The following is a 25,608-nucleotide window of genomic DNA, read 5'->3' as shown; positions in this document are numbered from 1 at the left end:
ACTTGCTGTGGCTTTTGTACAACTCGCCGAGGGCGAACTGCATTACCAACTCGATGGACCGGTCGATGCGCCGGTGCTGGTGCTGTCCAACTCCCTGGGCACGGACCTGCACATGTGGGACGCGCAGATCCCGGCGTTCACCGAGCATTTTCGCGTGCTGCGTTTCGACACCCGTGGTCACGGCCAATCGCTGGTGACGCCGGGCCCGTACAGCATCGAGCAGCTGGGCCACGACGTGCTGGCGCTCCTGGACGCGTTGCACATTGAACGCGCGCATTTCTGCGGATTGTCCATGGGCGGGCTGATCGGCCAGTGGCTAGGTATCAACGCCGGTGAGCGCCTGAACAAACTGATCGTGTGCAATACCGCAGCGAAAATCGGCGATCCGTCAGTGTGGAACCCGCGCATCGAAACGGTGCTGCGTGATGGTCAGGCGGCCATGGTTGCCCTGCGCGATGCATCGATTGCCCGCTGGTTCACCCCGGACTTCTCCGAAGCCAACCCGGCGGCGGCCAAGCAGATTACCGACATGCTCGCGGCCACTTCCCCACAGGGCTATGCAGCCAACTGTGCAGCCGTGCGCGATGCCGATTTCCGCGATCAATTGTCGTCGATCAAGGCGCCGCTGCTGGTCATCGCTGGCACCGAAGACGCGGTGACGCCACCGTCCGGCGGACACTTCATTCAGGAACATGTGCCGGGCGCCGAGTACGCCGAGTTCTATGCCGCGCATTTGTCCAACGTCCAGGCCGGCAGCGCGTTCAGCGAGCGGGTACTGGCGTTTCTGTCGGCTGATTGAGGGTATTGCTGTGGATGAGAAACAACGTTACGACGCGGGGATGGAAGTCCGTCGCGCGGTCCTCGGCGACGCCCACGTCGACCGCAGCCTGACCACCCTGACCGAGTTCAACTCGGAGTTCCAGGAGATGATCACCCGCCACGCCTGGGGTGACATCTGGACTCGCCCGGGCCTGCCGCGCCACACCCGCAGCCTGATCACCATCGCCATGCTGATCGGCATGAACCGCGAGGGCGAACTCAAACTGCACCTGCGCGCCGCCGCCAACAACGGCGTCAGCCGTGGCGAGATCAAGGAAGTGATCATGCAGAGCGCAATCTACTGCGGGATTCCGGCGGCCAATGCGACGTTCCACCTGGCCGAGTCGGTGTGGGATGAGTTGGGGGTTGAGTCGCGGGAGTAAGCTATATAGCGGTGAACAACCTGTGGGAGCGAGCTTGCTCGCGATGGCGGTGTAACAGTCAATGTAGATGTTGAATGTTACGACCTCATCGCGAGCAAGCTCGCTCCCACATTTGTTTTGTGTTTACAGCAGGCTGATCGGATAGCTGATGATCACGCGGTTCTCATCGAACTCGTTGTTGCTGTAGTCGCGGCGGATGGTCGAGTTGCGCCATTTCAGGTTCAGGTCCTTCAGCGCACCGCTTTGCACGGTGTAGCCCAGTTCACTTTCGCGTCCCCATTCCTTGCCGTCGGTGATAGTGCCGGTGTGCACATTGTCACCGCTGATGTAGCGGTTCATCAGGGTCAGGCCCGGTACGCCCACGGCGGCGAAATTGTAGTCGTGGCGCACTTGCCAGGATTTCTCCTGGGCATTGTCGTAGCTGGAGTTGTAGCTGTCGTTGGCCAGTGTCCCGCCGCTGGTGCCGTTGACCCGCATCCAGGCGTTGTCGCCAGTTAGTTTTTGCAGGCCGACGTAGAACGTGTTGCCGCCGTACTTGGCCGAAAACAGGCCGTACATTGTCTTGTTGTCTAGCTCGCCGGCCCGGGCGCTGCCGTCATCCTTGCCGTAGAAGAAGCCCAGGTTGGCGCCCAGGGTCCAGTCGCCAAGCGGTTGGCTGTGGATCAGATTGATGAATTGCTGGCTGTAGATGTCCTTGAGCTCGGCATTCCACAGGCCGACCTGGGTGCGCTTGTCGTTGAACACGTACTCGCCGCCCTGGAAGTTGAAACGGTCGGAGGTGAACGCGGCTTTGCCGGTCATCGACATGTCGTTCATGCTGCTGTCGTCCCGTGGGCTGTTCTGGCGGAACTGGCCGCCGTAGAGCGTCAGGCCATTGATTTCCTTCGACGTGATCTGGCCGCCCCGGAAGGTTTGCGGCAGCGAACGACCGTCGTCCGAACGCAGGATTGGCAGCACCGGCATCCACTCGCCGACTTTGACTTCGGTCTGCGACAGCTTGGCCTTGAACGCCACGTTGGTGCGGCCAAAGTTGTCTGCCGGGCGACCGTCATGATCCAGCGGCAGCAGTTGCGTACCGCCTGTGCCTTTGCCGCCGTCGAGCTTCACCGAATACAAACCGAGCACATCCATGCCGAACCCGACGGTGCCTTGGGTGAAACCGGACTTGGCGTCGAGGATGAAACTCTGCGTCCATTCTTCTGCCTTGCCCTGGGCCTTGGTCGGGTTGGTGAAGTTGCGGTTGATGTAGAAGTTGCGCAGGTTCAGGTTGACCTTGGCCCCTTCGACAAAACCCGACTCCTCGGCGTAGGCGGGCAGGGCCGCGCTGGCCAGGGCCATGGCGATCAGGCTGGGAACGAAGTACTGCGCGGTGGAAGACGTCATGAGCTCGGGTCTCTCTAATTCTTGGGGATGAAGCGAGGTGATGCCGCAACCCGGGGTTGCAGACGAATATTCGAAATCAGCACAAAACGAAGCGGGTCAGCCGGAGAGGGCGGGGCGCGGGGGCATGGTGTCGAACCTGTTGTTATTTGTTTTGTGGTTCGGATGGTGCGGGGAATGTACTGGATGGTTCAATCGTAAAAAGCGGGTTTTGGGCGATTATCGAACGCAAGATTGGGCGGCATTCAGGAGTGGCTATGCGGGCCTCTTCACGGATAGGCTCGTTCACGAACGTTATCGAGGAAAAATTCAGGAATAATAGTTTGAGTTGATATATAAATTTAATTCGTAAAAATACTCCACTTTAAAGTAACGCTTTTCCATTTGTAACTGGTATTTCTGACAGTTGAGTGCGCCTTTTTCAGGGAGTAGTGTTTCGTCTCGGATGGTTTGGTGAGTGTCCAGTAATAATTCATATTTTTTGGAGAAAATGACATGGCTGGTCAAGGTGCGGAAAAACGTTCATTCACTACTACTGGTGCTGCGCAATCACTGTATGAGAAACCAAGGGTTGCTCAGGGCTTTGTCAAGCTTGAAGTTACAAGAGGTGATGGCGCCCCAGTATCGATGGAAACTAATTGGATTGGTTTCGGTATGGGAGAAACGAGTTTCTCACTCGAAGCTTATTTTGGCGAGGATACCGGCCATCTGGTGGAAACGGTTGGCTTGATGACCATCATTAAAGTTGCGAAGGGAAGTTATGAAATCAGAGATCCATTTGGAGACAAACCATATAAGGTGGCTGCTTTGTTTGGCAAAGGAAGGCCAGATGAAAATCTGCAAGGTGATAATTTTGGGCAAGGCAAGTTGATAGTGTTGGATGTTGTCGATGAGTCAGCGAGAAAATATATTAAAGGTAAATTTGAGTTTTTTTTTCTTGATCGCAATAAGGTAATGGTAAAGGTTGAGGCGAAGGAGTTTTCGGCTGAATATGGTAGTTGATGCTGCATTTGAGTTTGTGGTGAATGAGTTTAAGAATGTTTTGTAGTATAAAAAAGCCCACCAATCGGTGGGCTTCGTGTTTTCACAGCGCTATCAGAAGTACTTCATCTTCGGCGCTTCTTCTTTCAACGGCTCGTTCTTCGCGGTCTGTTCGTTCCAACCACCACCCAGGGCCTTGTACAGGTTGACCTGGCTGACCAGTTGCGCCAGGCGGTCGGTGATCAGCACTTGCTGCGCACTGAACAGCTGACGCTGGGCATCGAGGAAGGTCAGGTTGCTGTCGACACCGATACGGTAACGACGCTCGGCCAGGCGGTAGTACTCCTGGTTGGCACTGACGAAATCTTTCTGTGCCTGCAACTGCTGGACATAGGTCTGGCGGGCGGCCAGGCCGTCGGCGACTTCCTGGAAGGCCGTTTGAATGGACTTCTCGTAGTTCGCCACGCCGATGTCTTTCTGGATTTTCGAGTAATCCAGGCTGGCGCTCAAGGCGCCGGCGTTGAAGATCGGCAGGTTGATCTGCGGCTGGAACAGCCACGTGCCCGAACCACCCTTGAACAGACCGGACAGGTCCGGGCTCAAGGTCCCGGCATTGGCCGTCAGGCTGATGCTCGGGAAGAACGCAGCCCGCGCCGCGCCGATGTTGGCGTTGGCGGCCTTCAGGTTGTACTCGGCCTGAAGGATGTCCGGACGACGATGCAGCAGGTCCGACGGCAGGCCGGGCGGAACGTCGCTCAGCAGGTCGTCGTCAAGCGGTTTGGCCGCTTGCAGGTTGGCCGGGACGCCGGTGCCGAGCAGCAGCACCAGGATGTTCTCGTCCTGGGCGACCTGACGGGTGTACTTGGCCAGTTGCGCACGGGCGTTTTCCACCGAGGTGCGCGACTGTGCCAGGTCCAGGGCCGAGGCGACGCCGACTTCGTTGCTGCGGGCGGTGAGCTTGTAGCTCTCCTCGAAGGCGGCCAGGGTGTCCTGGGTCAGCTTGTACAGTTCCTTGTCGGCCTGCCAGGTCAGGTAGGCATTGGCCACACTGGCCACCAGGCTGATCTGCGTGCTGCGGCGGCCTTCTTCAGTGGCGAAGTACTTCTGCAGCGCCTCTTCGTTCAGGCTGCGAACCCGGCCAAACAGGTCGAGTTCATAGGCGCTGACACCCACCGTTGCCGAGTAGGAACTGGTGATGCCGGCTTGACCGGTCTGCGAAGCGTCAGTCGGAACGCGCTGACGGCTGCCTGTGCCGTTGGCCGAGACGGCCGGGAACAGATCGGCACGGGAGATGCGGTATTGAGCCGCAAATGCGTCGATGTTCAGGGCCGCGACACGCAGGTCACGGTTGTTTTCCAGGGCCACCTGGATCAGCTGTTGCAGCGCCGGGTCATGGAAAAACTGCTTCCAGCCCTGCTCGGCAGCCGCTTGCGCCGGAGCCTGGGCCGGCGAGTACGCCAGGCCCTGCGGGTACTGGCCCGCCACCGGCGCTTCGGGCTGCTGATAATCAGGTATCAGCGAGCAGCCACCGAGCACGAAGGCGGCGACTGCCAGGGAGAGTAGCGACTTGCTCATTAGCCAGCCTCTTTAGGAGTTTCAGTAGCGTCATCCTGGTCGGCGATTTTGCGTTGGCCTATGGACGACACGGTAACGAAGAACAGCGGGACCCAGAAGATCGCCAGCACAGTCGCCGTGATCATACCGCCGATCACGCCGGTACCGATTGCATGCTGGCTACCGGAACCTGCGCCCGTGGATATCGCCAGTGGTACCACACCGAGGACGAAGGCGAGCGAGGTCATGATGATCGGTCGCAGACGCATGCGGCAGGCTTCAATTGCCGCATCGCGCAGGCTACGCCCTTGTTCGTGTAGTTCCTTGGCAAATTCGACAATCAGAATGGCGTTTTTCGCCGCCAGACCGATAGTCGTCAACAAACCTACCTGGAAGTACACGTCGTTGGACAAACCGCGAAGGCTGGTGGCCATCAGTGCACCGATGATCCCCAGCGGCACCACCAACATCACCGCGATCGGAATCGACCAGCTTTCATACAACGCCGCCAGACACAGGAACACCATCAGCAGCGACAGGGCGTACAGCGCCGGCGCTTGCGAACCGGACAGACGTTCCTCATACGACAGGCCGGTCCAGGAAATACCGACACCCGCCGGCAGTTTCTTGGCGATGGCTTCGACTTCGAGCATGGCTTCACCGGTGGAATAGCCTGGCGCCGGGGCACCGAGGATTTCCATCGCTTCCACGCCGTTGTAACGGGCCAGTTTCGGTGAACCGTAAATCCACTCGCCCTTGGCGAACGCCGAGAACGGAACCATGGTGCCGGTGGCGTTGCGCACGTACCACTTCTGCAGGTCTTCAGGGCCCATGCGAGCGCCTGGCTGGCCTTGCACGTATACCTTCTTCACCCGACCACGGTCGATGAAGTCGTTGACGTAGCTACTGCCCAGGGCAATCGACAGGGTGTTGTTGATGTCGGCGATGGTAATGCCCAGGGCACTGGCCTTCTCGTCATCGATTTCCAGCTGGTATTGCGGTTCGTCGTTCAGGCCGTTCGGACGCACCTGGGTCAGAATCTTGCTTTGTGCGGCCATGCCGAGGAACTGGTTGCGCGCTTGCATCAGTTTTTCGTGGCCGATACCGGCGCGGTCCTGCAGGAACACGTCGAAACCGGTGGCGTTACCCAGTTCCAGTACCGCCGGTGGTGCGAAAGCGAACACCATGGCATCGCGGAAGGTGAAGAAGTGCTGCTGGGCACGGGCCGCCACCTTGAACACGTTGTTGTCGGCGTTACGTTCGTCCCACGGACGCAGCATGATGAACGCCATACCCGAGCTCTGGCCACGGCCGGCGAAGTTGAAGCCGGTCACGGTAAACACCGAGTTCACCGCATCGCCTTCGCCGCCATCCTTGCCAGGGCGCAGCAGGAATTCACGCATTTCGTCGACGACCACCTGGGTGCGCTGGGCCGTGGAGCCGGCAGGCGTCTGCACCTGGGCGAACAGTACACCTTGGTCTTCTTCCGGCAGGAACGCCGTTGGAATGCGGGTGAACAGCCAGATCATACCGACGACGATGATCAGGTAGGCCAGCAGGTACGGGGCCTTGTGCGCGAGCATGTTGCCCACGCCGCGCTCGTAGCTGCGTACGCCGCGGTCGAAATTGCGGTTGAACCAGCCAAAGAAACCGCGTTTCGGGGTGCCGTGCTCGCCTTTCCGGATCGGCTTGAGCATGGTGGCGCAGAGCGCCGGGGTGAAGATCAGTGCAACCAGTACCGACAGGGCCATGGCCGAGACGATGGTGATCGAGAACTGCTTGTAGATCACACCGGTGGAACCGCTGAAGAACGCCATGGGCAGCAGCACCGCCGACAACACCAAGGCGATACCCACCAGTGCGCCCTGGATCTGGCCCATGGATTTCTTGGTGGCTTCCTTGGGTGACAGGCCTTCTTCGCTCATCACCCGTTCGACGTTTTCCACCACGACGATGGCATCGTCCACCAGCAAACCGATGGCCAGCACCATGCCGAACATGGTCAGGGTGTTGATGCTGAAACCGGCGGCCGCGAGGATGCCGAACGTACCGAGCAATACCACTGGCACGGTCATCGTGGTGATGATGGTGGCACGGAAGTTCTGCAGGAACAGGAACATCACCAGGAACACCAGCGCGACCGCTTCGACCAGGGTGTGAACCACGCCCCTGATCGACTCCGTTACTACCGGCGTGGTGTCGTACGGGAACACCACTTCCATACCTTGCGGGAAGAAGGGTTTGAGGCTGTCGATGGTGGTGCGCAGGGCCTTGGCGGTATCGAGCGCGTTGGCACCGGTGGCCAGTTTCACCGCCAGGCCGGAAGCCGGGGCGCCGTTGAACTGGGCGTTGATGCTGTAGTTCTCGCCACCCAGACCGACTTCGGCAACATCTTTCAGGCGAACCTGGGAACCGTCCTTGTTGACCTTGAGCAGGATCTTGTCGAATTGCTCCGCGGTCTGCAGGCGGGTCTTGCCGATGATGGTCGCGTTCAGCTGGGTGCCGGGCAGGGCAGGCAGGCCGCCGAGCTGGCCGGACGATATCTGGACGTTTTGCGCGGCGATAGCGGTCTTGACGTCGATCGGGGTCAGGCTGAAGTTGTTCAACTTGGCCGGGTCGAGCCAGATACGCATGGCGTACTGGGAACCGAACACCTGGAAGTCACCGACACCGGCGGTCCGCGAGATCGGGTCCTGCATGTTCGACACGATGTAGTTGGACAGGTCGTCCTTGGTCATGCTGCCGTCACGCGACACCACGCCGATCACCAACAGGAAGTTCTTCACCGCCTTGGTGACGCGGATACCCTGTTGCTGCACTTCTTGCGGCAGCAGCGGGGTGGCCAGGTTCAGCTTGTTCTGGACCTGAACCTGCGCGGTGTCGGAGTTGGTGCCTTGCTCAAAGGTCGCTGTAATGGTCATGGTGCCGTCGGAGTTACTTTCCGACGAGACATAACGCAGGTTGTCGATACCGTTGAGCTGTTGCTCGATCACCTGAACCACAGTGTCCTGGACCGTTTGTGCCGAAGCACCCGGGTAGGCCACGGAGATGGCGATCGCTGGAGGCGCAATGCTCGGGTACTGGTTGATCGGCAACCGGAGGATCGATAGTGCCCCGACCAACATGATCACCAGGGCAATTACCCAAGCGAAAATCGGACGGTCGATAAAAAATTTCGACATGGTTTACTCCCCTTTGCCGCCAGAGGCTTTATCAGCTGCCTGGGCGGGGGCCGGGTTCGTTACGGCTACGTTGGTCGCTTCACTGGCCTTGACTTCGACGCCAGGTTTGACGAATTGCAGACCTTCGGTGATCAGGCGATCGCCAGCCTTCAGGCCGTCTTCGATCAGCCATTGATTGCCGACGGTGCGGTTGGCCTTGAGTTGACGCAGTTCGACCTTGTTGTCCGGGCCGACAACCAGTGCGGTTGGCGTCCCCTTGAGGTCGCGGGTCACGCCTTGCTGCGGGGCCAGGATCGCCGCGCTGTTCACACCGGCCAGCAACTTGGCGTGCACGAACATGCCTGGCAGAAGGGTGTGGTCAGGGTTCGGGAATATGGCACGCAGGGTGACGGAACCGGTGGTCTGGTCAACCGAGATTTCGGAGAATTCCAGCTTGCCGTCCAGCTTGTACTCGCTGCCGTCTTCGAGGGTCAGCTTGACCGAGGCGGCGTTATCGCCAGCCTTTTGCAGGCGACCGCTTTCCAGCTCACGGCGCAGTTGCAACAGCTCGACCGAGGACTGCGTCACGTCGACGTAGATCGGGTCGATTTGCTGAATCACCGCCATCGCGTCGACCTGAGCATTGCTCACCAGCGCGCCTTCGGTCACCGAGGAGCGGCCGATGCGGCCGGTCAGCGGGGCATAGACCTTGGTGTAGCGCACGTTGATCTGTGCGGTTTGCAGCGAGGCTTCCGATTGCAGGCGGTTGGCCACGGCGGTGTCGTATTCCTGACGGCTCACAGCCTGCTCATCGACCAGTTGCTTGTAGCGGTCGGAAATCGACTTGGTCGAACGCAGGTTGGCTTCGGCGCTGGCGAGCGTTGCTTCATAGATCGACGGGTCGATCTGATAGAGCTGTTGGCCGGCCTTGACGTCGCTGCCTTCCTTGAACAGGCGCTTGAGAATGATGCCGTTGACCTGCGGGCGGACTTCGGCAATGCGGAACGCACTGGTACGGCCGGGCAGATCGGATGTCAGGGTGAAAGCTTGCGGTTGCAGAGTCACGACGCCGACCTGAGGCGGTGGGGCGGCCGGTGCTGCCTCTTCCTTTTTGCATCCGCTGAGTAGCGATGCCAGGGCGACGGCGGCGACCAGAGCGGTAACAGCTGGCTTGAATTGCATGAAAATCCTCGGGTCAGGCGCGCAAGGTGCGCACTAGAAAGGTGGAAGGTTGAAAAATGTTTGCCGAGTAGATAAGTAGCTTACTAAGGAATATACTTACGTACATGGCTGTTTGTAAATACCCAGGCTGTGTACTCACGCCGTTACACAAGCCGTTGAAAGGTTGGAATTGTAGGCCGGGGACGAACCCCCAGAACGTTCGCCCCACTTTTATTCAGCCGATGTTCAGGCATCGCTGAAGCACCCTGATTGAGGTTGTACTGCCATGGTCCGTCGTACCAAAGAGGAAGCTCAGGAAACCCGCGCGCAAATTCTCGTGGCGGCCGAAAAGGCCTTTTTCGAGCGAGGCGTGGCGCGCACGACCCTGGCGGACATCGCGACCCTGGCCGGCGTCACTCGAGGGGCCATCTACTGGCATTTCAGCAACAAGGCGGATCTGGTGCAGGCCATGCTCGACACCCTGCATGAGCCCCTGGAAGAAATGGCCAAGGCCAGCGAGAGCGAAGACGAACTCGATCCCCTGGGCTGCATGCGCAAGCTGTTGATTCATTTGTTTCATCAAATTGCGCTGGACCCGAAAACCCGACGCATCAATGAGATTCTTTTTCATAAGTGCGAATTCACCGATGAAATGTGCGACCTGCGCCAACAACGGGTATCAGCCAGCCTCGAATGCAATGTGCGGATCGGCCTGGCCCTGAGTAATGCCGTGAATCGTGGCCAGTTGCCGGAAAATCTCGACACTGCCCGCGCCGCGATCAGCCTGCATGCTTATATTGATGGCATCCTGTATCAGTGGTTGCTGGCCCCCGCCAGTTTTGAATTGCACACCGAAGCCGAGCGTTGGGTCGATACCGGGCTGGATCTGTTGCGCTTCAGCCCCAGCCTGCGCAAATAAAGCAAAATGCGTAATCGACGTCTTCTGTGTCAACCGTTGAAGCCGAAGATGAACAGTTCTTCACGCGCCCTTCGACAATGGGGTGCTTTTATATACTTACACTCGGCACGTTGACAGGTAGCAAGCTCAGTAATTTGTAGGGAATTTGTGTCGAGACTGTGAGCGAATGGTAGTCGCCCGTTTTTTTCACCGTGCGGACATCAGTTTGTGAACTGATACCGGGGTGGAGGGCGGTCGGAGGGCGTGGCGCAGAGGCCGGGACGTTCCCCTCCGATTTATTACGATGTCTATTTACTGATACTAAAGTTAACCGTGTAGCTGAAGGGTGGCCTTGTCATCTTTTTTGAGATTGTCGCGTTGCATTTGTACTGGCCATTTCCTGATGGTTCGACTGTTGCCTTCCAGTCAGGTTTGTAGTCAGGCTCTAAAACGCCGTAACCAACTGGAGCCGCCATCCGGGTTTTCAGTCGGCATCGATAACCGTGCACTTCATATACCAGGTCGAGACTGACAGGTTCAACTTTTTGCCTGCGAGGTTGCCAGCCTGTTTTGTCGAGTGTAAAAGGTCTGGAATAGGGTATGTCGAGGATTTCTTTGGTGCCTGGCCCGACATTAAACGTTATCAAGGGACCATTCAGCGGAACTTCCAAGCCCGAAATGCTCTTCAGTTTTAACGTGCCGAAAGTGTTGTTCGACAGTTTGAGGGTGATGACGGTGTCGGTCATGCTGTTTGCATTGATTGAGTAAAATAAAAGCATTGCAAGTATTGACAACTTGTAAGTGTGCATTTTGGTTGCTCGTAGATGGGAGGTGCGGGGGGTTATTCCATGGTGAACTCAATGCTCATACTATTTGGGTAACTGTTTTGCACTTCGAGAATTTCAGTTGAACAGTCAGCCGCTTCAGTTCCCGTTGATTTGCCATTGCCCGACCAGTGGGGCACTCGTTCGGCGTCGTCTCCTTGTTTTTCCAGTCTGACTTCAATGGACGCCGTGTATAGGCATTCCTTGTTTCCCGAAACGTAGGCAAATGTTTCTGTCAGCTCGGTCGCTTTGCCGAAAGCAATAGAACTGAAGAAATTCGGAAAGTCAGCTGCATACTCATATCGGCCCTTGGCGGGGACATCGAACTCACTGATGGGGTAGGAGGAGTTGCTTTGTTTTTTTGTAGGCTTTGAAAGCTTCATTGTGCTGTTTGTGAGGTTTTTAAAGTGGTAGTGAATAGTCGTTGTGTCCGGGTCTTTGGATTGAATGAGTGGCTTTTGCTTTTCATTTGAAGCAAAGCTGGAGCTGCTTGTTATGAGGGCGAGTGTTAGCCCGGTTAGAGTAGGCTTTATGTGTTTTGCGAGTGAAGGCATTGGCTTAATTCCATTTAAGTAGTGCTTGGGTGTCAATGGGTTTAAGTCATTGTTGTTCGTGAGGGGCGGTTATTCAATAAGCGGACTGAAGTGAGTTGTTAACTTATCTTGCTTGATGTGGGCAGAGTGCTTGATGGAGGGGCGCGGTGGGGTGGGTTTTTTAGTAGAAATTGTATTGTTTGATTTTTACGGAAAAAAAAGGCCTCGGCGCAAGAGCGCGGAGGCCTTTGAAACAAGCAGGTGTTAATTACAGCGTCGGGTAGTCGATGTAACCGACCGGGCCCTTGGCGTAGAACAGTTCCGGACGCGCTTCGTTCAGCGGCGCGTCAGCCTGCAAACGTGCCGGCAGGTCAGGGTTGGCAATGAAAGGTACGCCGAAGGCGACTGCATCGGCCTTGCCACTGGCGAGCAACGCGTTGGCGCTGTCCTTGGTGAAGCGCTCGTTGGCAATGTAGGGGCCGCCGAAGGCTTCCTTGAGTTGTGGACCGAGGCTGTCGGCACCTTCTTTCTCGCGCGAGCAGATGAAGGCGATGCCACGCTTGCCCAGTTCGCGAGCGACGTAGGTGAAGGTTTCGGTCAGGTTGTCGTCACCCATGTCATGCAAGTCGGCGCGTGGCGACAGGTGCACGCCGACACGGCCGGCACCCCAGATTTCGATGGCCGCGTCAGTCACTTCCAGCAGCAGGCGGGCACGGTTTTCCAGGGAGCCGCCGTAGTTGTCGGTGCGCTGGTTGGTGCTGCTTTGCAGGAACTGGTCGAGCAGGTAACCGTTGGCGGCATGGATTTCCACGCCGTCGAAACCGGCAGCCTTCGCGTTCTCGGCACCGACGCGGTAAGCGTCGACGATGTCGGCGATTTCAGCGGTTTCCAGGGCGCGCGGCACCGGGAAGTCGGCCAGCGGACGCACCAGGCTGACGTGGCCCTTGGGCTGGATGGCGCTTGGGGCGACCGGGGCTTCATCGTTCAGGTACAAACCGTGGGAAATGCGACCCACATGCCACAGTTGCAGGAAGATCTTGCCGCCCGCGCCATGGATAGCCTTGGTCACATTGGACCAGCCACGCACCTGATCGTTGGACCAGATGCCCGGGGTGTCCGGGTAGCCGACGCCCATCGGCGTGACCGAAGTGGCTTCGCTGAGGATCAGGCCGGCGGAGGCGCGCTGCACGTAGTACTCGGCCATCAGCGCGTTGGGCACGCGACCTTCGTCGGCGCGGCAGCGGGTCAGCGGCGCCATGATGATGCGGTTGGCCAACTCGAGGTCGCCCAGTTTGATCGGATCGAAAATAGTCGTCATTTAACGCAACCCTCGTGAGGTAATGGTTGATCAGTTGGTAGCAGGGGCCAGATCGGGATTGCCGCTCTGACGGAAGGTAATCAGGGTCACCAGCAGGGCGAGTACCGCCAGTACGGCTGCCGCGAGGGGCACGCTGGTCAAGCCGAAGCCGTGGGCAATCACGCTGCCGCCAACCCAGGCACCCAAGGCGTTGCCGATGTTGAAAGCGCCGATGTTCAGGGTCGACACCAGGTTCGGTGCGGCCTTGCCGAAGGTCACCACGTTCACTTGCAACGCAGGCACGGCGGCGAAGCACGCGGTGGCCCAGAGGAACAGGGTGATTTCGGTCGGGATCAGCGCGACGCTGGTCCAGGTCAGCACGGTGGACGCCACGGCCATGGTGATGAACACGCCGATCAGCGTCGCTGCCATGCCTTTGTCGGCCAGCTTGCCGCCGATGATGTTGCCGACGGTCAGGCCCAGGCCGATGAGCATCAATGTCCAGGTCACGCCACGGGGCGAGACGCCGGTGACTTCGCCGAGCAGCGGCGCGACGTAGGTGAACAGGGTGAACACCGAGGCGGCGAACAGCGCGGTCATGCTCAGGGACAGCCAGATGCCGCCGCCCTTGAGTGCGGCCAGTTCGGCGCGCATGTCGAGTTTTTCTTCATCGCGCTTGGCCGGCAGGAAGCGGATCAGACCGATCAGTGCGATCACACCGATCACGGTCACGGCCCAGAATGTCGAACGCCAGCCGGCCTCCTGGCCGAGGGCGGTGCCCAGCGGTACGCCGAGGACGTTGGCCAGGGTCAGGCCGGTGAACATCAGGGCCACGGCCGAAGCGCGTTTGTTCGCAGGCACCAGGCCGGCGGCTACCACTGAACCGATACCGAAGAAGGCGCCATGGCACAGGGCGGTGACCACACGGGCGAACATCAGCACGTTGTAGTCGCCGGCCACTGCGCAAAGCAGGTTGCCGACAATGAAAATGCCCATCAACGCCACCAGGGCTGCCTTGCGCGGCAGTTTGGCGGTGGCCAGCGCCATGAACGGCGCGCCGATGGCCACGCCCAGGGCGTAACCGGTCACCAGCCAGCCGGCACCGGGAATCGATACACCGAGGTCAGCTGCCACGTTGGGCAGCAGGCCCATGATGACGAACTCGGTGGTGCCGATGGCGAAGGCGCTCAAGGCCAGGATGAGTAGCGAGAGGGGCATTGTTTAATTCCTTGTTGGCTGGCTGACGTGGGGGGCGTTCTCATTTGGTTTTCCCGGCGCTGTGTGAAAACCAATTGAGAACGCCCCCACAGGGTCAGAGCTCTTTACTGAAGGTTTTGAGGAACTCCTGAATGGTTTCCTCGTTGCGTTTGAAAAAATGCCACTGGCCGACTTTGCGGCTGCTGATCAGGCCGGCGCGTTGCAGGGTCGCCAGGTGTGCGGACACCGTGGACTGCGACAGGCCGCAGCGTTGATCGATCTGCCCGGCGCAAACGCCGTGCTCGTTACTGTGGGACTGGTCGGGAAATTCGACGGTCGGGTCCTTGAGCCAGTGCAGGATTTCTCGCCGTACTGGGTGTGCCAGGGCTTTTATTATTTCGTCGAGATTGATGGTCATGATGTGGGCTCGTGATGTTTAAAACGCTATATCGCGATGAGGCGAACTTTAAATCGGTATTTCGCGATATACAAATATGATTTGGCTCTGACCAGCTCATATTTCGGTATATCGAGTTATAACGATATGGTGAGTGTAACAAAACAAGGGGGCAGTGCTAAGCTGCGCCCATGAACTATCTCGCACATCTTCACCTCGGTGGCCAGCGTCCCGGCCAGTTGCTCGGCAGTCTGTACGGCGATTTCGTCAAGGGACGGCTGCAAGGGCAGTTCGCTCCGGAAATCGAGAGGGCTATCCAGTTGCACCGCAGCATCGACGTGTTCACCGATCGCCATCCGCTGGTGGACGTCGCGCTGTCACGTTTCTCCCTGACCCGTCGTCGCTACGCGGGGATCGTGCTCGACGTGTTTTTCGACCATTGCCTGGCTCGTGACTGGACGCTGTACGCCGACCGGCCGCTGGAGTTGTTCACTTCAGACGTGTACCGCGTGCTGTCCAGCGAGCGACAACTGCCGGAGCGGCTGGCGAAGATTGCGCCGCACATGGTGGCCAATGACTGGTTGGGGTCGTATCAGGAATTCGAGGTGTTGGAGCAAGTGTTGCGCGGGATCTCGCGGCGCCTGAGCAGGCCGGAAGAGCTGGCGGCGGCGATGCAGGAGTTGCGGCGCTTGTATGAACCGTTGAGCGAGGACTTTCGGTTGTTCTATCCGCAGCTGCAGGATTTTGCCCGGAACTATCCAACACCATAAAACCTCTGTGGGAGCGAGCAAGCCCGCTCCCACAGGTTCGTCTTCAGTCTGAAATTGAATCAAGCCGCAATGGCAGGGCGCATCGGTGCGCGCTGAGGTTCAACAACAGTCCCGAACAACACCTTCTGCACCGCCTGCTGTGCCTCGAACGCCAGCGCCGCACGTTCCCGACCTTCGCACTCGATTGGCTTGAGCAGGTGAATCTCCACGCCGCCACGGTCATTGGCGAACAGACGCATCAAGTGCGAGAGCAGATCATCGTCGCCAATGAACGGCGCCAGCGCACAAGGCTGGCCGTCACGCAGATAACGAATCGCCACCGGCTGCATTGCCACTTCGGAATCGATGGCGGCGGACAGCAGGCGGCCGTGGAAGGTGCGCAGCGAGCGGCCATCGGTGGTGGTGCCTTCCGGGAACATCAGCAGAGGGTGTGCCTGTTCCAGGTGACGGGTCATCTGCTTGCGGATCAACTGGCTGTCACCCGAGCCACGGCGGATAAACAGGCTGCCGGCCTTGGCCGCCAACCAGCCGGCCACCGGCCAGGTGCGCACTTCGGCCTTGGACAAAAACGACAGCGGCGTGAGCATCCCCAGCAGCGGGATGTCGGTCCAGGACACGTGGTTGCTGACCCAGAGCATCGGGGTCTTCGGCAGCTCACCGTGGACGGTCACGTCGAAGGGCAGGGCGTTGCTCAGGCGGGCCATGAAAAACCGCGACCAGCGCTGACGACGCGCCATCGAATGGGCCATGCCCAGGCGCTCGAACACCCCGAACACGCTGGCCATGCCCAGGCCCAGCGTCACTACCAACAGCACTCGCGCGATTCGCGCGTACACCCGCAACCGGCTCATTACACAGCCGCCTTGAAGTGTTTGGCGTAGCGCGGGCAGAGTTCGTCGCGCTTGAGCAGGATGAACACGTCGGCAACCTGGAAGTCTTCGTCCCAGCATGGTTCGCCGCAGATCTTCGCGCCCAGACGCATGTAGGCCTTGAGCAGCGGTGGCATTTCGGCGATCACGTTCGACGGGATGGCCAGGCTCGGCAGCGGGTTTTTCGGCTCGGCGCGCAGGTGTTCGGTGCACAGGTAGCGTTCGCGCAGACGCTGCATGATCGCGTGGGCCTGCACGCCGCCATCCTGCATCGGAATGCTCGCGCAACCCATCAGGTAGCTGTAGCCGCCCTGGTTCAGGACTTCGGCCAATTCGCCCCAGAGCACGGCGATGGTGCCGCCATTGCGGTAGGCCGGGTCGACGCAGGTGCGACCGATTTCCAGGATCGGGCCTTGCAGGTGCACAAGGCCGTGGAGGCTGAATTCTTCTTCGCTGTAGAATTTGCCCAGGCTGCTGGCAGCCGTGTGGTCGAGCAAACGGGTGGTCGCCACCAGACGGCCGGTATTCAAGTCACGCACGCCGATGTGGGCGCAGTGAACGTCGTAGTCATCCATGTCCAGACCCAGTTCCGCGCCTTTCAGCTTGGCGTTGAACTCACCGCTGAACACGTTGAAGCGCAAGGCCTGGGCCTCCTGCAATGCCTCGGCGCCCACCAGGCGTTCGGCTTGCAGGCGGCGTTCGTTGCCGGTATCGCTGATGCGGGCGATCTGAGTCATGGTGAATCTCCGTGCGGGCTGCTCACCCGTCTTTGGGCTACAGCGAATCGACTTTCTTTGTCTAGCCGTGTTGTGCAAAGTCAGGCTATGTAGCCCCGGTGTCATCGCCATTAAGCTTTGGTGATGCTTATATGACAGCCCTCGAGGAGCCTCTTATGCCCTGGCAAACCCTGTTGAACCGCCGTGATCGCTTGCCCGCCAATCCGGATCTGGCCGAAGGTTTCGCGACCTTGTTGCAGCAGTTGGGCACGGTCACGCCGTTTGAATTGGCGGTGCTTGGCGGGCGGTTGATGGCGACGCCGGGGCTGGCGTTTCTGGTGGGGTATCAGGCGGCCTTGCGCATGCTCTGGCCGAGCGCGCCCCTGAGTCTGGGCGCGCTGTGCGCCACCGAACAGCGCAGCCTGCGCCCGGCCGACATGCAAACCCGACTGAGCGGTTTGCGCTTGAGCGGACGCAAGGATTTCGTCACCGCCGGTAATGCCGCCGACTGGCTGCTGGTGGCTGCGCGCAGCGAGGAGCCCGGCGTCGATCCACGCTTGAGCCTGGCGGTGATCTATCGCGATGAACCGGGTGTGCAGGTGGAAAAGCTGGCGCCGATCCCGTTGATGCCGGACATCAGCCATGGCAGCTTGTTTCTGGATAACGCGCTGTGCGAGTTGCTCGCAGGGGATGGTTGGGATGCGTACGTCAAACCGTTCCGCACGCTGGAAGACATCTATGTGCTGAGTGCGATGACGGCGTGGTTGTATGGCGTCGGCCAGGAATGCGATTGGCCACAAGGCTTGCAATTGCGGTTGCTGGGGTTACTGGCGGGGTGCGCGGAAACCAGCCGCCAGCCACCGACCCATCCGGCCGGGCATGTGTTGCTTGGCGGGTTGTTTGCGCAGTTCGAAGGGCTCAAGGCTGAGGTGAATGAAGCACTCGCCGAGGGGCCATCGGAGTGGGCGGCGATGTGGCAGCGGGATCAGGTGGTGATGGATTTGGCGGCTGGGGCTCGGGGCAAGCGGTTGGCCAAGGCAATGGCGGAATCTTCGCTGCACTGACTGGCCTCTTCGCGAGCAGGCTCGCTCCCACAGGGATCTCGCTCACACCAAAGATCCATTGTGGGAGCGAGCTTGCTCGCGATGGCGGCCTGTTTGGCAACATGAACTTCTGAATTGTCATCAACCTCGACTAGGCTCAGCAGGTTCAATCTCCGAGCCCCCGTCATGCCCAAAGGCTTGTCCCTGATTTTCCTGTTGTTGCTCAGCCTCACGGCCCAGGCTGAAAACTGGCCCGCCGAGCAATGGCCAACCGCCCCGACGCCAACCGGCCCGGCGCTTCAAGCCCTGGAGGCCTACGCCTTCCCATCCCGCGATGACACCACTCGCCAGGGCATTCGCACCGACGCCTTGCTGGTGATCCGCGACGGCCAGTTGATCTACGAACGTTACGCCGGCCCGACGACGGCCGAGACGCCGCACCTGACCTGGTCGATCAGCAAGAGCCTGATGGCCACGGTCCTCGGTGTGGCTTACGGTGAAGGCTTGTTCAAGCTCGGCGACCCTGTGGCAAAGCTTTATCCGCCCCTGCAAAAATACCCCGACATGACCATGGCTGACCTGCTGCACTGGGCCTCGGGCCTGGACTGGCAGGAAGACTACGAATACGCACCGCTGAAGTCTTCGGTGGTGGCCATGCTCTACACCCGCGGTCACCACGACATGGCCGCGTTCACCGCATCCCATGATTCATACGCGGCGCCGGGCCAGGCGTTTCGCTACTCCAGCGGTGACAGCAACCTGTTGTCCGCCGCATTGAAAACCATCGTCGGCCCCGGCCGCTATCCGGACTATCCGTGGACTGCACTGTTCGAACCGCTGGGCATTCGTCATGCCGTGTGGGAAACCGATGGCACAGGCACTTTCGTTGCTTCGTCCTATGCCTACCTCACGGCACGGGACCTGGCGCGAGTTGGTCTGTTGATGGCCCGCGAGGGGCGCTGGGCAGACAAGCAACTGCTACCCAAGGACTGGGTGGCGTTCAACCGCGAGCCGTTCGCTCACTATCACGCCCATCAAGACGATGCCGTCCCCGGCGGCCAGTGGTGGCTCAATCGAGCCGTTGAGGGCGCGGCACGACCCTGGCCCGATGCCCCCGCCGACACCTTCGCCGCGTTGGGCCATTGGGGCCAGGCAATGTACGTGATCCCCAGTGAGCAGCTGGTGATCGTCCGTTACGGCGATGACCGTGACGGCAGTTACCGGCACAACCAATTGCTCCAGCTCGCGCTCAAGGCCTTTGCCGGGAAGGTGCAGCCATGAGCGGTTTCATACGCCGTCGAGCGGTCAGTTCCCTGTTGCTGATCCTGCTGATTGCCTTGCTTGGCTGGATCTGGCACGAGCGGGTGGCGCTGTGGGCGTTCCCCGACATCATCAGCGCCTACACCGCCAAGGAATACTGTTCGTGCCGCTACGTGATGAACAACGACGCCGAGTACTGCCACGGTTATGTGAAACAGTGGCTGCCCGCCAGCGGCTTTGCCGATGACCCGGCCGGCAAACGTGTCACGGTCAGCGGCATGGGCTGCAGCAACAGCGCGGTGTGGATCGGCGAGCGCCAGGGCTGTCGCTTGCAGCCTTGAACACGAATAGATTCGTGGGTGAGGACAAGGCTTTTGTGGCGAGGGGGCTTGCCCCCGTTGGGTCGCGAAGCGGCCCCCCAAAACCATGCAACAGGTTCCATCAGGCAAACCGCAATGACAGGTTTTGCGACTGCTACGCAGTCGAACGGGGGCAAGCCCCCTCGCCACAAAGGCAGGTTTGGAGTAATAGACGGCTTGCAATGCGCTGAAGGCCAGTTAAGGTTCAGCACAGGTTTCTCTGCCTTACGAGTCTCTATGTTCAAGCGCTCCGCCCTCCGATTCCTCGTTTTTCTGCTGCTGACGGGTGCCGCATTGTCGGCCCGCGCCGACTGGTACCTCGACGGCGAGTCTTCGCGCCTGTCGTTTGTCAGCTCCAAGAATGCCAATGTCTGCGAAGTGCAACGCTTCCTGGTGCTGCACGGCAAGGTCGACCCCGAGGGGCTGGCGCAGGTGGAAATCGAGCTGGAGTCGATCAACAGCGGAATACCGTTGCGCGATGAGCGCATGCGCAAGGAACTGTTCCAGATCGACCGGTTTTCCGACGCCTTGATCACCACGAAAATCGATCTGCGCCCGATCAACGACCTTGCTCCCGGCGCGCAGCTGGAGTTGCGCCTGCCGCTGACGGTCGACTTGCACGGCAAACAACACCAGTACCAGGCCGAACTGCTGGCGACCCGGCTCGATGACCGGCGCTTTCAGGTGGTGACCCTCGAACCGCTGGTGATCAATGCAGAGGATTTCGATTTGGCTCCAGGGTTGGAGGCGTTGCGCAAACTGGCCGGTCTGTCGGCGATCAGTCTTTCGGTGCCGGTGAGTGCGGTACTGATATTCACGGCACGCTGACATGGCCGGAGCGATTTTTCCCTGGCGTGAAGGCAACCATTACGAACTGCTGGTCGACGGTCCGCAGTTTTTCCCGCGCATGCTGGTGGCGATTGCCCGGGCTGAAGAACAGGTCGAACTGGAGCTGTATCTGGTGGAGGCGGGTGCCTGCGCCGAAGCCATGGTCCAGGCCTTGGTGCAGGCCGCCGAGCGCGGTGTGCGAGTGCGCTGCCTGTTCGATGATTACGGCAGCCTCGCTTTCACCCTGACCTTGCGTCAGCGGCTGATGTCCGCCGGCGTGGAACTGCGTTTTTACAATCGCCTGAGCTGGCGCCGTTGGGTCGGCAACTTCTACCGCGATCACCGCAAGCTGTTACTGGTGGACCAGAGCCTGGCCGTGGTCGGCGGCACCGGTGTCACTGATGAATTCTGGACCCCGGGGGAAGACGTCAGCGAATGGCACGAAGTGATGGTGGAAATCACCGGTCCGCTGGTGCTCGACTGGCAACTGCTGTTCGATCGTCAGTGGATTGCCAACCGCCATCGACGGGCCTGGCGACCGGCCTCGCATTTCGGTCTGCCGCGCCTGCCACGGGTGCCGTCGATAGGCGAGGGCATGGGCCGGGTGGCCTATGCCGACGCCCGTCAACACCGGGACATTCTGCAATCGCTGGTGCGTGCCCTGAACAGCGGTCAGCGACGGATCTGGCTGGCCACGCCGTACTTTCTGCCGACCTGGAAAGTCCGCCGGTCTCTGCGTCGGGCGGCTGCCCGGGGCGTCGATGTGCGGTTGCTGTTGACCGGGCCCCGTACCGATCACCCATCCGTGCGCTATGCCGGGCATCGCTATTACCCTCGACTGCTCAAAGCCGGGGTGAAGATTTTCGAGTACCAGCCGTGTTTCCTGCACCTGAAAATGGTCCTGGTCGATGACTGGGTGAGCATCGGCTCGTGCAATTTCGATCACTGGAACCTGCGCTTCAACCTGGAAGCCAACCTGGAAGCCCTGGACCCCGGATTGACCCGGTCGGTGGCGGCGAGTTTCGAACGGGACTTCGGGTTGAGTGAGCAAGTCAGTCTGGAGGAATGGCAGCGTCGACCGCTGTGGAAACGGGTCAAGCAACGGGTGTGGGGATGGGTGGATCGGGTGGTGGTGAATCTGCTGGATCGACGGGGTTGAGCCCAAGCTTTCAAACACCCTGAAACCACTGTAGGAGCGAGCCTGCTCGCGATGGCGGCCTGACAGTCAACAATGATGTTGAATGTTATGCCCTCATCGCGAGCAGGCTCGCTCCTACAGGTTATTGCGGTGTAACGGGATTACAGCAACTCAAAACTCTGCTGCGTCACGTCCTCTGAATCCAGGCCAATCTGCACGTTGAACTTGCCCGGTTCCGCCGCGTACTTGAGCTGGGTGTTGTAGAACTTCAGGTCGTCCTCGGTGATGGTGAAGTGCACGACTTTCTGCTCGCCAGCCTTGACCATTACTTTCTGGAAGTTCTTCAGTTCCTTGATCGGGCGGATCATCGAGCCGGCCACGTCCTGGATGTACATCTGCACCACGGTTTCGCCGTCGCGCTTGCCGGTGTTTTTCACCGTGACGCTGGCGTCGAGCTTGCCGGTCTTGTTCAGCGTGGTCGACGACAGGGCCATGTCGCTCAGGCTGAAGTCGGTGTAGCTCAGGCCGTAACCGAACGGGTACAAGGGACCGGTGGTGTCATCGAAGTACTGCGAGGTGTAGTTGCCCGGTTTGCCCGGGGTGAACGGCCGGCCAATGGTCAGGTGGTTGTAGTAGGTCGGAATCTGGCCTACCGAACGCGGGATGCTGATCGGCAGTTTGCCCGACGGGTTGTAGTCGCCGAACAGCACGTCGGCGATAGCGTTGCCGCCCTCGGTGCCGGTGAACCAGGTTTCCAGGATCGCGTCGGCCTGTTCCTTCTCTTCGAGGATCGTCAGTGGACGGCCGTTCATCAACACCAGTACCAGCGGTTTGCCGGTGGCTTTCAGGGCACGGATCAGCTCGCGCTGGTTTTCCGGGATGTTCAGATCGGTGCGGCTCGACGATTCGTGGGACATGCCACGGGATTCGCCGACGGCGGCAACCACCACATCAGCATCCTTGGCTGCTTTCACCGCTTCGTCGATCAGCACGTTCGCCGGGCGCGGGTCATCCACCACTTCCGGGGCGTCGAAGTTGAGGAAGTTCAGGTAACCGAGGATTTTCGGGTCGCTGGTGATGTTGGCGCCACGGGCGTAGATCAGTGTCGATTTGTCGCTCAGGGCGTTGGTCATGCCTTCGAACAGGGTCACCGATTGCGCTGGCTTACCGGCGGCAGCCCAACTGCCCATCATGTCGATGGGGGCCTTGGCCAGTGGACCGACCAGGGCGATTTTCGCGGTTTTCTTCAGGGGCAGGGTTTCGTTGCGGTTTTTCAGCAGCACCTGGCCGCGGCGTGCCACATCACGGGCCTCGGCGCGGTGCAGGCGGCTGTCGGCGTAGGTGTCGACCGGATCATCCTCGGCCTTGCCGATGCGCAGGTACGGGTCCTTGAACAGGCCCATGTCGTACTTGGCGCCCAGCACCGCACGCACGGCGTTGTCGATGTCGCTCTGCTGGATCTCGCCGGACTTCAGCAGCCCTGGCAGTTCTTTGCCGTACAGGGTGTCGTTCATGCTCATGTGGATGCCGGCCTTGATCGCCAGCTTCGCCGCTTCGCGACCGTCGGCGGCAACACCGTGCTTGATCAGTTCGAAAATCGCCCCGTGGTCGCTGACCGCCAGGCCCTTGAAGCCCCATTCCTTGCGCAACAGGTCGTTCATCAGCCAGGTGTTGGCGGTGGCCGGCACGCCGTTGATCGAGTTCAGCGCGACCATGACCCCGCCCGCGCCGGCATCGATGGCGGCCCGGTACGGCGGCAGGTAGTCCTGGTACATCTTGACGGGGCTCATGTCGACCACGTTGTAGTCGCGGCCACCCTCGACCGCGCCGTACAGGGCAAAGTGCTTGACGCTGGCCATGATGCTGTCGGCCGCGTTCGCGCCCGTGCCCTGGAACGCCTTGACCATCACGCCGGCAATGCGCGACACCAGGTAGGTGTCTTCGCCGAAGCCTTCGGAAGTACGGCCCCAGCGCGGATCGCGGGAGATGTCGACCATCGGCGCGAAGGTGATGTCGAGGCTGTCAGCCGCGGCTTCCTTGGCGGCAATGCGCCCGGACAGGCCGATGGCGTCCATGTCCCAGCTCGAGGCCAGGGCCAGCGGGATCGGGAAAATGGTGCGGTGGCCGTGGATCACGTCGTAGGCGAAGAACATCGGGATCTTCAGGCGGCTGCGCATCGCCGCGTCCTGCATCGGCCGGTTTTCCGGGCGGGTGATCGAGTTGAACGTACCGCCGATGTTGCCGGCCGCGATTTCCTTGCGGATCATTTCGCGTGGCATTTCCGGGCCGATGCTGATCAGGCGCAACTGGCCGATTTTTTCATCGAGGGTCATTTGCTTCATCAGGTTGCTGACGAAGGCTTCCTTGTTCTCCAGGGGTGCGGGTGTCGTGGCGGCCAATACGTTATGACTGGCCAGGCTGACGAACAGGCCCAGCAAACACAGCTTCTTCATGAATAGTTTTCTCAAGGGCCCAAACGGCGATGTACACGCCGGCCAGCCAAAATTTAGGGAGCGTCTATTGTTGTTCGGGTGCCGGCTCAAAAGACCAGAGCCAAAAAACCACAGCCAGATGGCGGATGCGTTTTCGCGCAGGGCCTCTTTTTAGCCCATCGGCCCGTTGCAATCCAGAGGCGCGGGCGATTATGCCCCAAGAGCCGGCCCAGAAGGTTTCACGGTCGGTTTTTTCATGAAATGTACAAGGGAGCGTTATCCTGATGAATGTAAGTCCAACCTACCGCTCGCGTTTGCAGGTCGTCACGCTGCTGATGCTGGCCACGTTGCTGACCGCCTGCGGCATCAACAACATCCCCACCCTCGACGAACAGGCCAAGGCCGCCTGGGGCCAGGTGCAGAACCAGTATCAGCGGCGCGCCGACCTGATTCCCAACCTGGTGGAAACCGTCAAGGGCTATGCCAAACATGAAGAAGAGACACTGACGGCGGTCATCGAGGCCCGGGCCAAGGCCACTTCGATCCAGGTGGATGCCTCGACCCTCGACAACCCGGAAAAGCTCAAACAGTACCAACAAGCCCAGGACCAGCTCAGCGGCGCCTTGAGCCGTTTGATGGTGGTCTCCGAGCGTTATCCGGACCTCAAGGCCAACCAGAACTTCCTCGCCTTGCAGTCGCAGCTTGAAGGCACCGAGAACCGCATCAGCGTGGCCCGGCGCGATTTCATCCTCGCGGTGCAGAAGTACAATACCGAGATCCGCACGTTCCCCGGTCGCCTGTGGCACACCGTGATGTACAGCGACCTTCCGATGCGCGAGACCTTCGAAGCCACGCCGGGTTCGGAAAAGGCTCCCGAGGTCAAATTCTGAACAGCGGTAATCGGTGTCACCACGCAAGAGGTTGCCCATGCGCGTCCTGAAAACAGGCCTGTTGCTGTTGTTGTGGGTGGTGGCGATCGCTACCCGGGCCGAGCTGAGCTTCCCGGCGCTGACCGGGCGGGTGGTCGACAATGCGCAGATGATCGAGCCATCGGTGCGCCAGCAGCTCAGCCAACAACTTCAGGCCCATGAACAAGCCACGGGCGAGCAGCTTGTGGTCGTGACTTTGCCGGATTTGCAAGGCACCGACATCGCCGACTTCGGTTACCAACTCGGCCGCCATTGGGGCATCGGGCAGAAGGACAAGAACAATGGTGCCTTGCTGATCATCGCCCGGGACGAGCGCCGGCTGCGTATCGAAGTCGGTTACGGTCTGGAGGATCGCCTGACCGACGCCCAGAGTTCGGTGATCATCAACCAGGTCATCACCCCGTCATTCAAGACCGGCAATTTCAGTAAAGGCATCAGTGACGGCGTGGCGGCGATGCTGGTGGTGCTGGGCGGAAACCCCCTGGACGAACCCTCCACTGCGTATGAATCCAGAGGTGATCCGGGGGACGATTTCATCGCGCGACATCCCGGTTTGTTCGTGTTTTTGGTGATGTTGTTCATCCTGACTGTTTTTGTGTGCCAGATGCTCGGTATCCTTCCCGCTGGCCGGGGCGGCTCCGGTGGACCCGGGGGCGGCTTTGGCGGTGGTGGGTTTGGC

24 protein-coding genes are annotated in these 25,608 nt (G+C 59.9%); 12 read left to right on the top strand and 12 right to left on the bottom strand.

What is annotated here, in order from left to right:
- The first annotated feature begins 7 nt into the window (after positions 1-7).
- Both pcaD and pcaC read left to right on the top strand, forming a co-directional pair.
- Positions 8-799 carry a 3-oxoadipate enol-lactonase gene (gene pcaD, locus KGA96_RS25330; RefSeq protein WP_046041449.1) on the top strand — a complete coding sequence of 264 codons (792 nt, stop codon included), beginning with the start codon at positions 8-10 and terminating at the stop codon, positions 797-799.
- Positions 800-809: 10 nt separating this feature from the next.
- Entirely contained in the window at positions 810-1,202 is a 393-nt protein-coding gene (gene pcaC / locus KGA96_RS25325) for a 4-carboxymuconolactone decarboxylase (protein WP_046041451.1), read from the top strand.
- Positions 1,203-1,325: 123 nt separating this feature from the next.
- Here the strand turns inward: pcaC and KGA96_RS25320 are convergent, their stop codons facing one another.
- Complete coding sequence (locus KGA96_RS25320) at positions 1,326-2,585, bottom strand: OprD family porin (RefSeq protein WP_223515313.1); 1,260 nt, start codon at positions 2,583-2,585, stop codon at positions 1,326-1,328.
- Positions 2,586-3,077: 492 nt separating this feature from the next.
- Between KGA96_RS25320 and KGA96_RS25315 the strand changes: the two genes are divergently transcribed.
- Complete coding sequence (locus KGA96_RS25315) at positions 3,078-3,584, top strand: hypothetical protein (RefSeq protein ID WP_223515310.1); 507 nt, start codon at positions 3,078-3,080, stop codon at positions 3,582-3,584.
- Between the two features lie 93 nt (positions 3,585-3,677).
- Here KGA96_RS25315 and emhC read toward each other — a convergent pair whose 3' ends face one another.
- From emhC to KGA96_RS25300, 3 genes are read right to left on the bottom strand one after another with little or no spacing between them, the layout of a single operon-like run.
- Entirely contained in the window at positions 3,678-5,138 is a 1,461-nt protein-coding gene (gene emhC / locus KGA96_RS25310) for an efflux RND transporter outer membrane subunit EmhC (protein ID WP_046041458.1), read from the bottom strand.
- Entirely contained in the window at positions 5,138-8,299 is a 3,162-nt protein-coding gene (gene emhB / locus KGA96_RS25305) for an efflux RND transporter permease subunit EmhB (protein ID WP_046041460.1), read from the bottom strand. Before emhB ends, emhC begins: the two co-directional genes overlap by 1 nt.
- A 3-nt stretch (positions 8,300-8,302) precedes the next feature.
- A complete protein-coding gene (locus KGA96_RS25300; protein WP_046041461.1) occupies positions 8,303-9,460 on the bottom strand; it encodes an efflux RND transporter periplasmic adaptor subunit in 1,158 nt (385 codons plus the stop codon).
- 265 nt (positions 9,461-9,725) lie between these two features.
- Between KGA96_RS25300 and emhR the strand changes: the two genes are divergently transcribed.
- Positions 9,726-10,358: an efflux system transcriptional repressor EmhR gene (gene emhR / locus KGA96_RS25295; RefSeq protein ID WP_046041463.1), complete on the top strand. Its 633-nt coding sequence runs from the start codon at positions 9,726-9,728 to the stop codon at positions 10,356-10,358.
- A 287-nt stretch (positions 10,359-10,645) separates the two neighbouring features.
- On the opposite strand, the gene KGA96_RS25290 is transcribed toward emhR, so the two are convergent.
- From KGA96_RS25290 to KGA96_RS25270, 5 genes are all read right to left on the bottom strand, one after another.
- The gene (locus KGA96_RS25290) at positions 10,646-11,083 is read right to left on the bottom strand and encodes a hypothetical protein (protein WP_221174490.1); all 438 of its coding nucleotides are present in this window, start codon (positions 11,081-11,083) and stop codon (positions 10,646-10,648) included.
- Between the two features lie 95 nt (positions 11,084-11,178).
- Positions 11,179-11,715 (bottom strand): hypothetical protein, encoded by a 537-nt coding sequence (locus KGA96_RS25285; RefSeq protein ID WP_046041465.1) that lies wholly within the window; start codon positions 11,713-11,715, stop codon positions 11,179-11,181.
- 247 nt (positions 11,716-11,962) lie between these two features.
- Complete coding sequence (locus KGA96_RS25280; RefSeq protein WP_223515307.1) at positions 11,963-13,012, bottom strand: alkene reductase; 1,050 nt, start codon at positions 13,010-13,012, stop codon at positions 11,963-11,965.
- Between the two features lie 30 nt (positions 13,013-13,042).
- On the bottom strand, positions 13,043-14,209 hold the full coding sequence (locus tag KGA96_RS25275) for an MFS transporter (protein WP_223515304.1): 1,167 nt from the start codon (positions 14,207-14,209) through the stop codon (positions 13,043-13,045).
- Positions 14,210-14,303: 94 nt separating this feature from the next.
- The gene (locus KGA96_RS25270; protein ID WP_007983055.1) at positions 14,304-14,606 is read right to left on the bottom strand and encodes an ArsR/SmtB family transcription factor; all 303 of its coding nucleotides are present in this window, start codon (positions 14,604-14,606) and stop codon (positions 14,304-14,306) included.
- A gap of 170 nt (positions 14,607-14,776) precedes the next feature.
- On the opposite strand from KGA96_RS25270, the gene KGA96_RS25265 reads away from it, so the two are divergent.
- A complete protein-coding gene (locus KGA96_RS25265; RefSeq protein ID WP_046041472.1) occupies positions 14,777-15,355 on the top strand; it encodes an ACP phosphodiesterase in 579 nt (192 codons plus the stop codon).
- Between the two features lie 59 nt (positions 15,356-15,414).
- Here KGA96_RS25265 and KGA96_RS25260 read toward each other — a convergent pair whose 3' ends face one another.
- Together KGA96_RS25260 and olsB are read right to left on the bottom strand one after the other, a co-directional pair.
- Entirely contained in the window at positions 15,415-16,206 is a 792-nt protein-coding gene (locus KGA96_RS25260; RefSeq protein ID WP_046041474.1) for a lysophospholipid acyltransferase family protein, read from the bottom strand.
- Positions 16,206-16,961, bottom strand: coding sequence for an L-ornithine N(alpha)-acyltransferase (olsB, locus tag KGA96_RS25255; protein WP_046041475.1), 756 nt, complete (start codon positions 16,959-16,961; stop codon positions 16,206-16,208). The genes KGA96_RS25260 and olsB overlap by 1 nt, the downstream gene beginning before the upstream one ends.
- A 155-nt stretch (positions 16,962-17,116) precedes the next feature.
- Between olsB and KGA96_RS25250 the strand changes: the two genes are divergently transcribed.
- The 5 genes from KGA96_RS25250 to KGA96_RS25230 all read left to right on the top strand — a co-directional run bounded on the left by KGA96_RS25250 (position 17,117) and on the right by KGA96_RS25230 (position 21,589).
- Positions 17,117-18,004 carry an acyl-CoA dehydrogenase family protein gene (locus tag KGA96_RS25250; protein ID WP_046041476.1) on the top strand — a complete coding sequence of 296 codons (888 nt, stop codon included), beginning with the start codon at positions 17,117-17,119 and terminating at the stop codon, positions 18,002-18,004.
- Between the two features lie 165 nt (positions 18,005-18,169).
- Positions 18,170-19,264, top strand: a complete 1,095-nt coding sequence (locus KGA96_RS25245) for a serine hydrolase domain-containing protein (RefSeq protein ID WP_223515301.1) — start codon at positions 18,170-18,172, stop codon at positions 19,262-19,264.
- Positions 19,261-19,584 (top strand): amidase, encoded by a 324-nt coding sequence (locus tag KGA96_RS25240; RefSeq protein ID WP_223515298.1) that lies wholly within the window; start codon positions 19,261-19,263, stop codon positions 19,582-19,584. The genes KGA96_RS25245 and KGA96_RS25240 overlap by 4 nt, the downstream gene beginning before the upstream one ends.
- Positions 19,585-19,839: 255 nt before the next feature.
- The gene (locus tag KGA96_RS25235) at positions 19,840-20,430 is read left to right on the top strand and encodes a YceI family protein (protein ID WP_223515295.1); all 591 of its coding nucleotides are present in this window, start codon (positions 19,840-19,842) and stop codon (positions 20,428-20,430) included.
- A gap of 1 nt (position 20,431) precedes the next feature.
- Complete coding sequence (locus tag KGA96_RS25230) at positions 20,432-21,589, top strand: phospholipase D-like domain-containing protein (protein ID WP_046041482.1); 1,158 nt, start codon at positions 20,432-20,434, stop codon at positions 21,587-21,589.
- Positions 21,590-21,729: 140 nt separating this feature from the next.
- Here KGA96_RS25230 and bglX read toward each other — a convergent pair whose 3' ends face one another.
- Complete coding sequence (bglX, locus tag KGA96_RS25225) at positions 21,730-24,021, bottom strand: beta-glucosidase BglX (RefSeq protein ID WP_223465574.1); 2,292 nt, start codon at positions 24,019-24,021, stop codon at positions 21,730-21,732.
- Positions 24,022-24,284: 263 nt separating this feature from the next.
- Between bglX and KGA96_RS25220 the strand changes: the two genes are divergently transcribed.
- Both KGA96_RS25220 and KGA96_RS25215 read left to right on the top strand, forming a co-directional pair.
- Positions 24,285-24,890 (top strand): LemA family protein, encoded by a 606-nt coding sequence (locus KGA96_RS25220; protein WP_046041485.1) that lies wholly within the window; start codon positions 24,285-24,287, stop codon positions 24,888-24,890.
- 37 nt (positions 24,891-24,927) lie between these two features.
- Positions 24,928-25,608, top strand: a 681-nt coding sequence (locus KGA96_RS25215) for a TPM domain-containing protein (RefSeq protein WP_223515293.1), incomplete at its 3' end; no start/stop codon positions are given.

The organism is Pseudomonas sp. GL-R-26 (assembly GCF_019947365.1).
Taxonomy (GTDB): Bacteria; Pseudomonadota; Gammaproteobacteria; order Pseudomonadales; family Pseudomonadaceae; genus Aquipseudomonas.
This window is presented reverse-complemented; position numbering and strand designations above follow the sequence as displayed.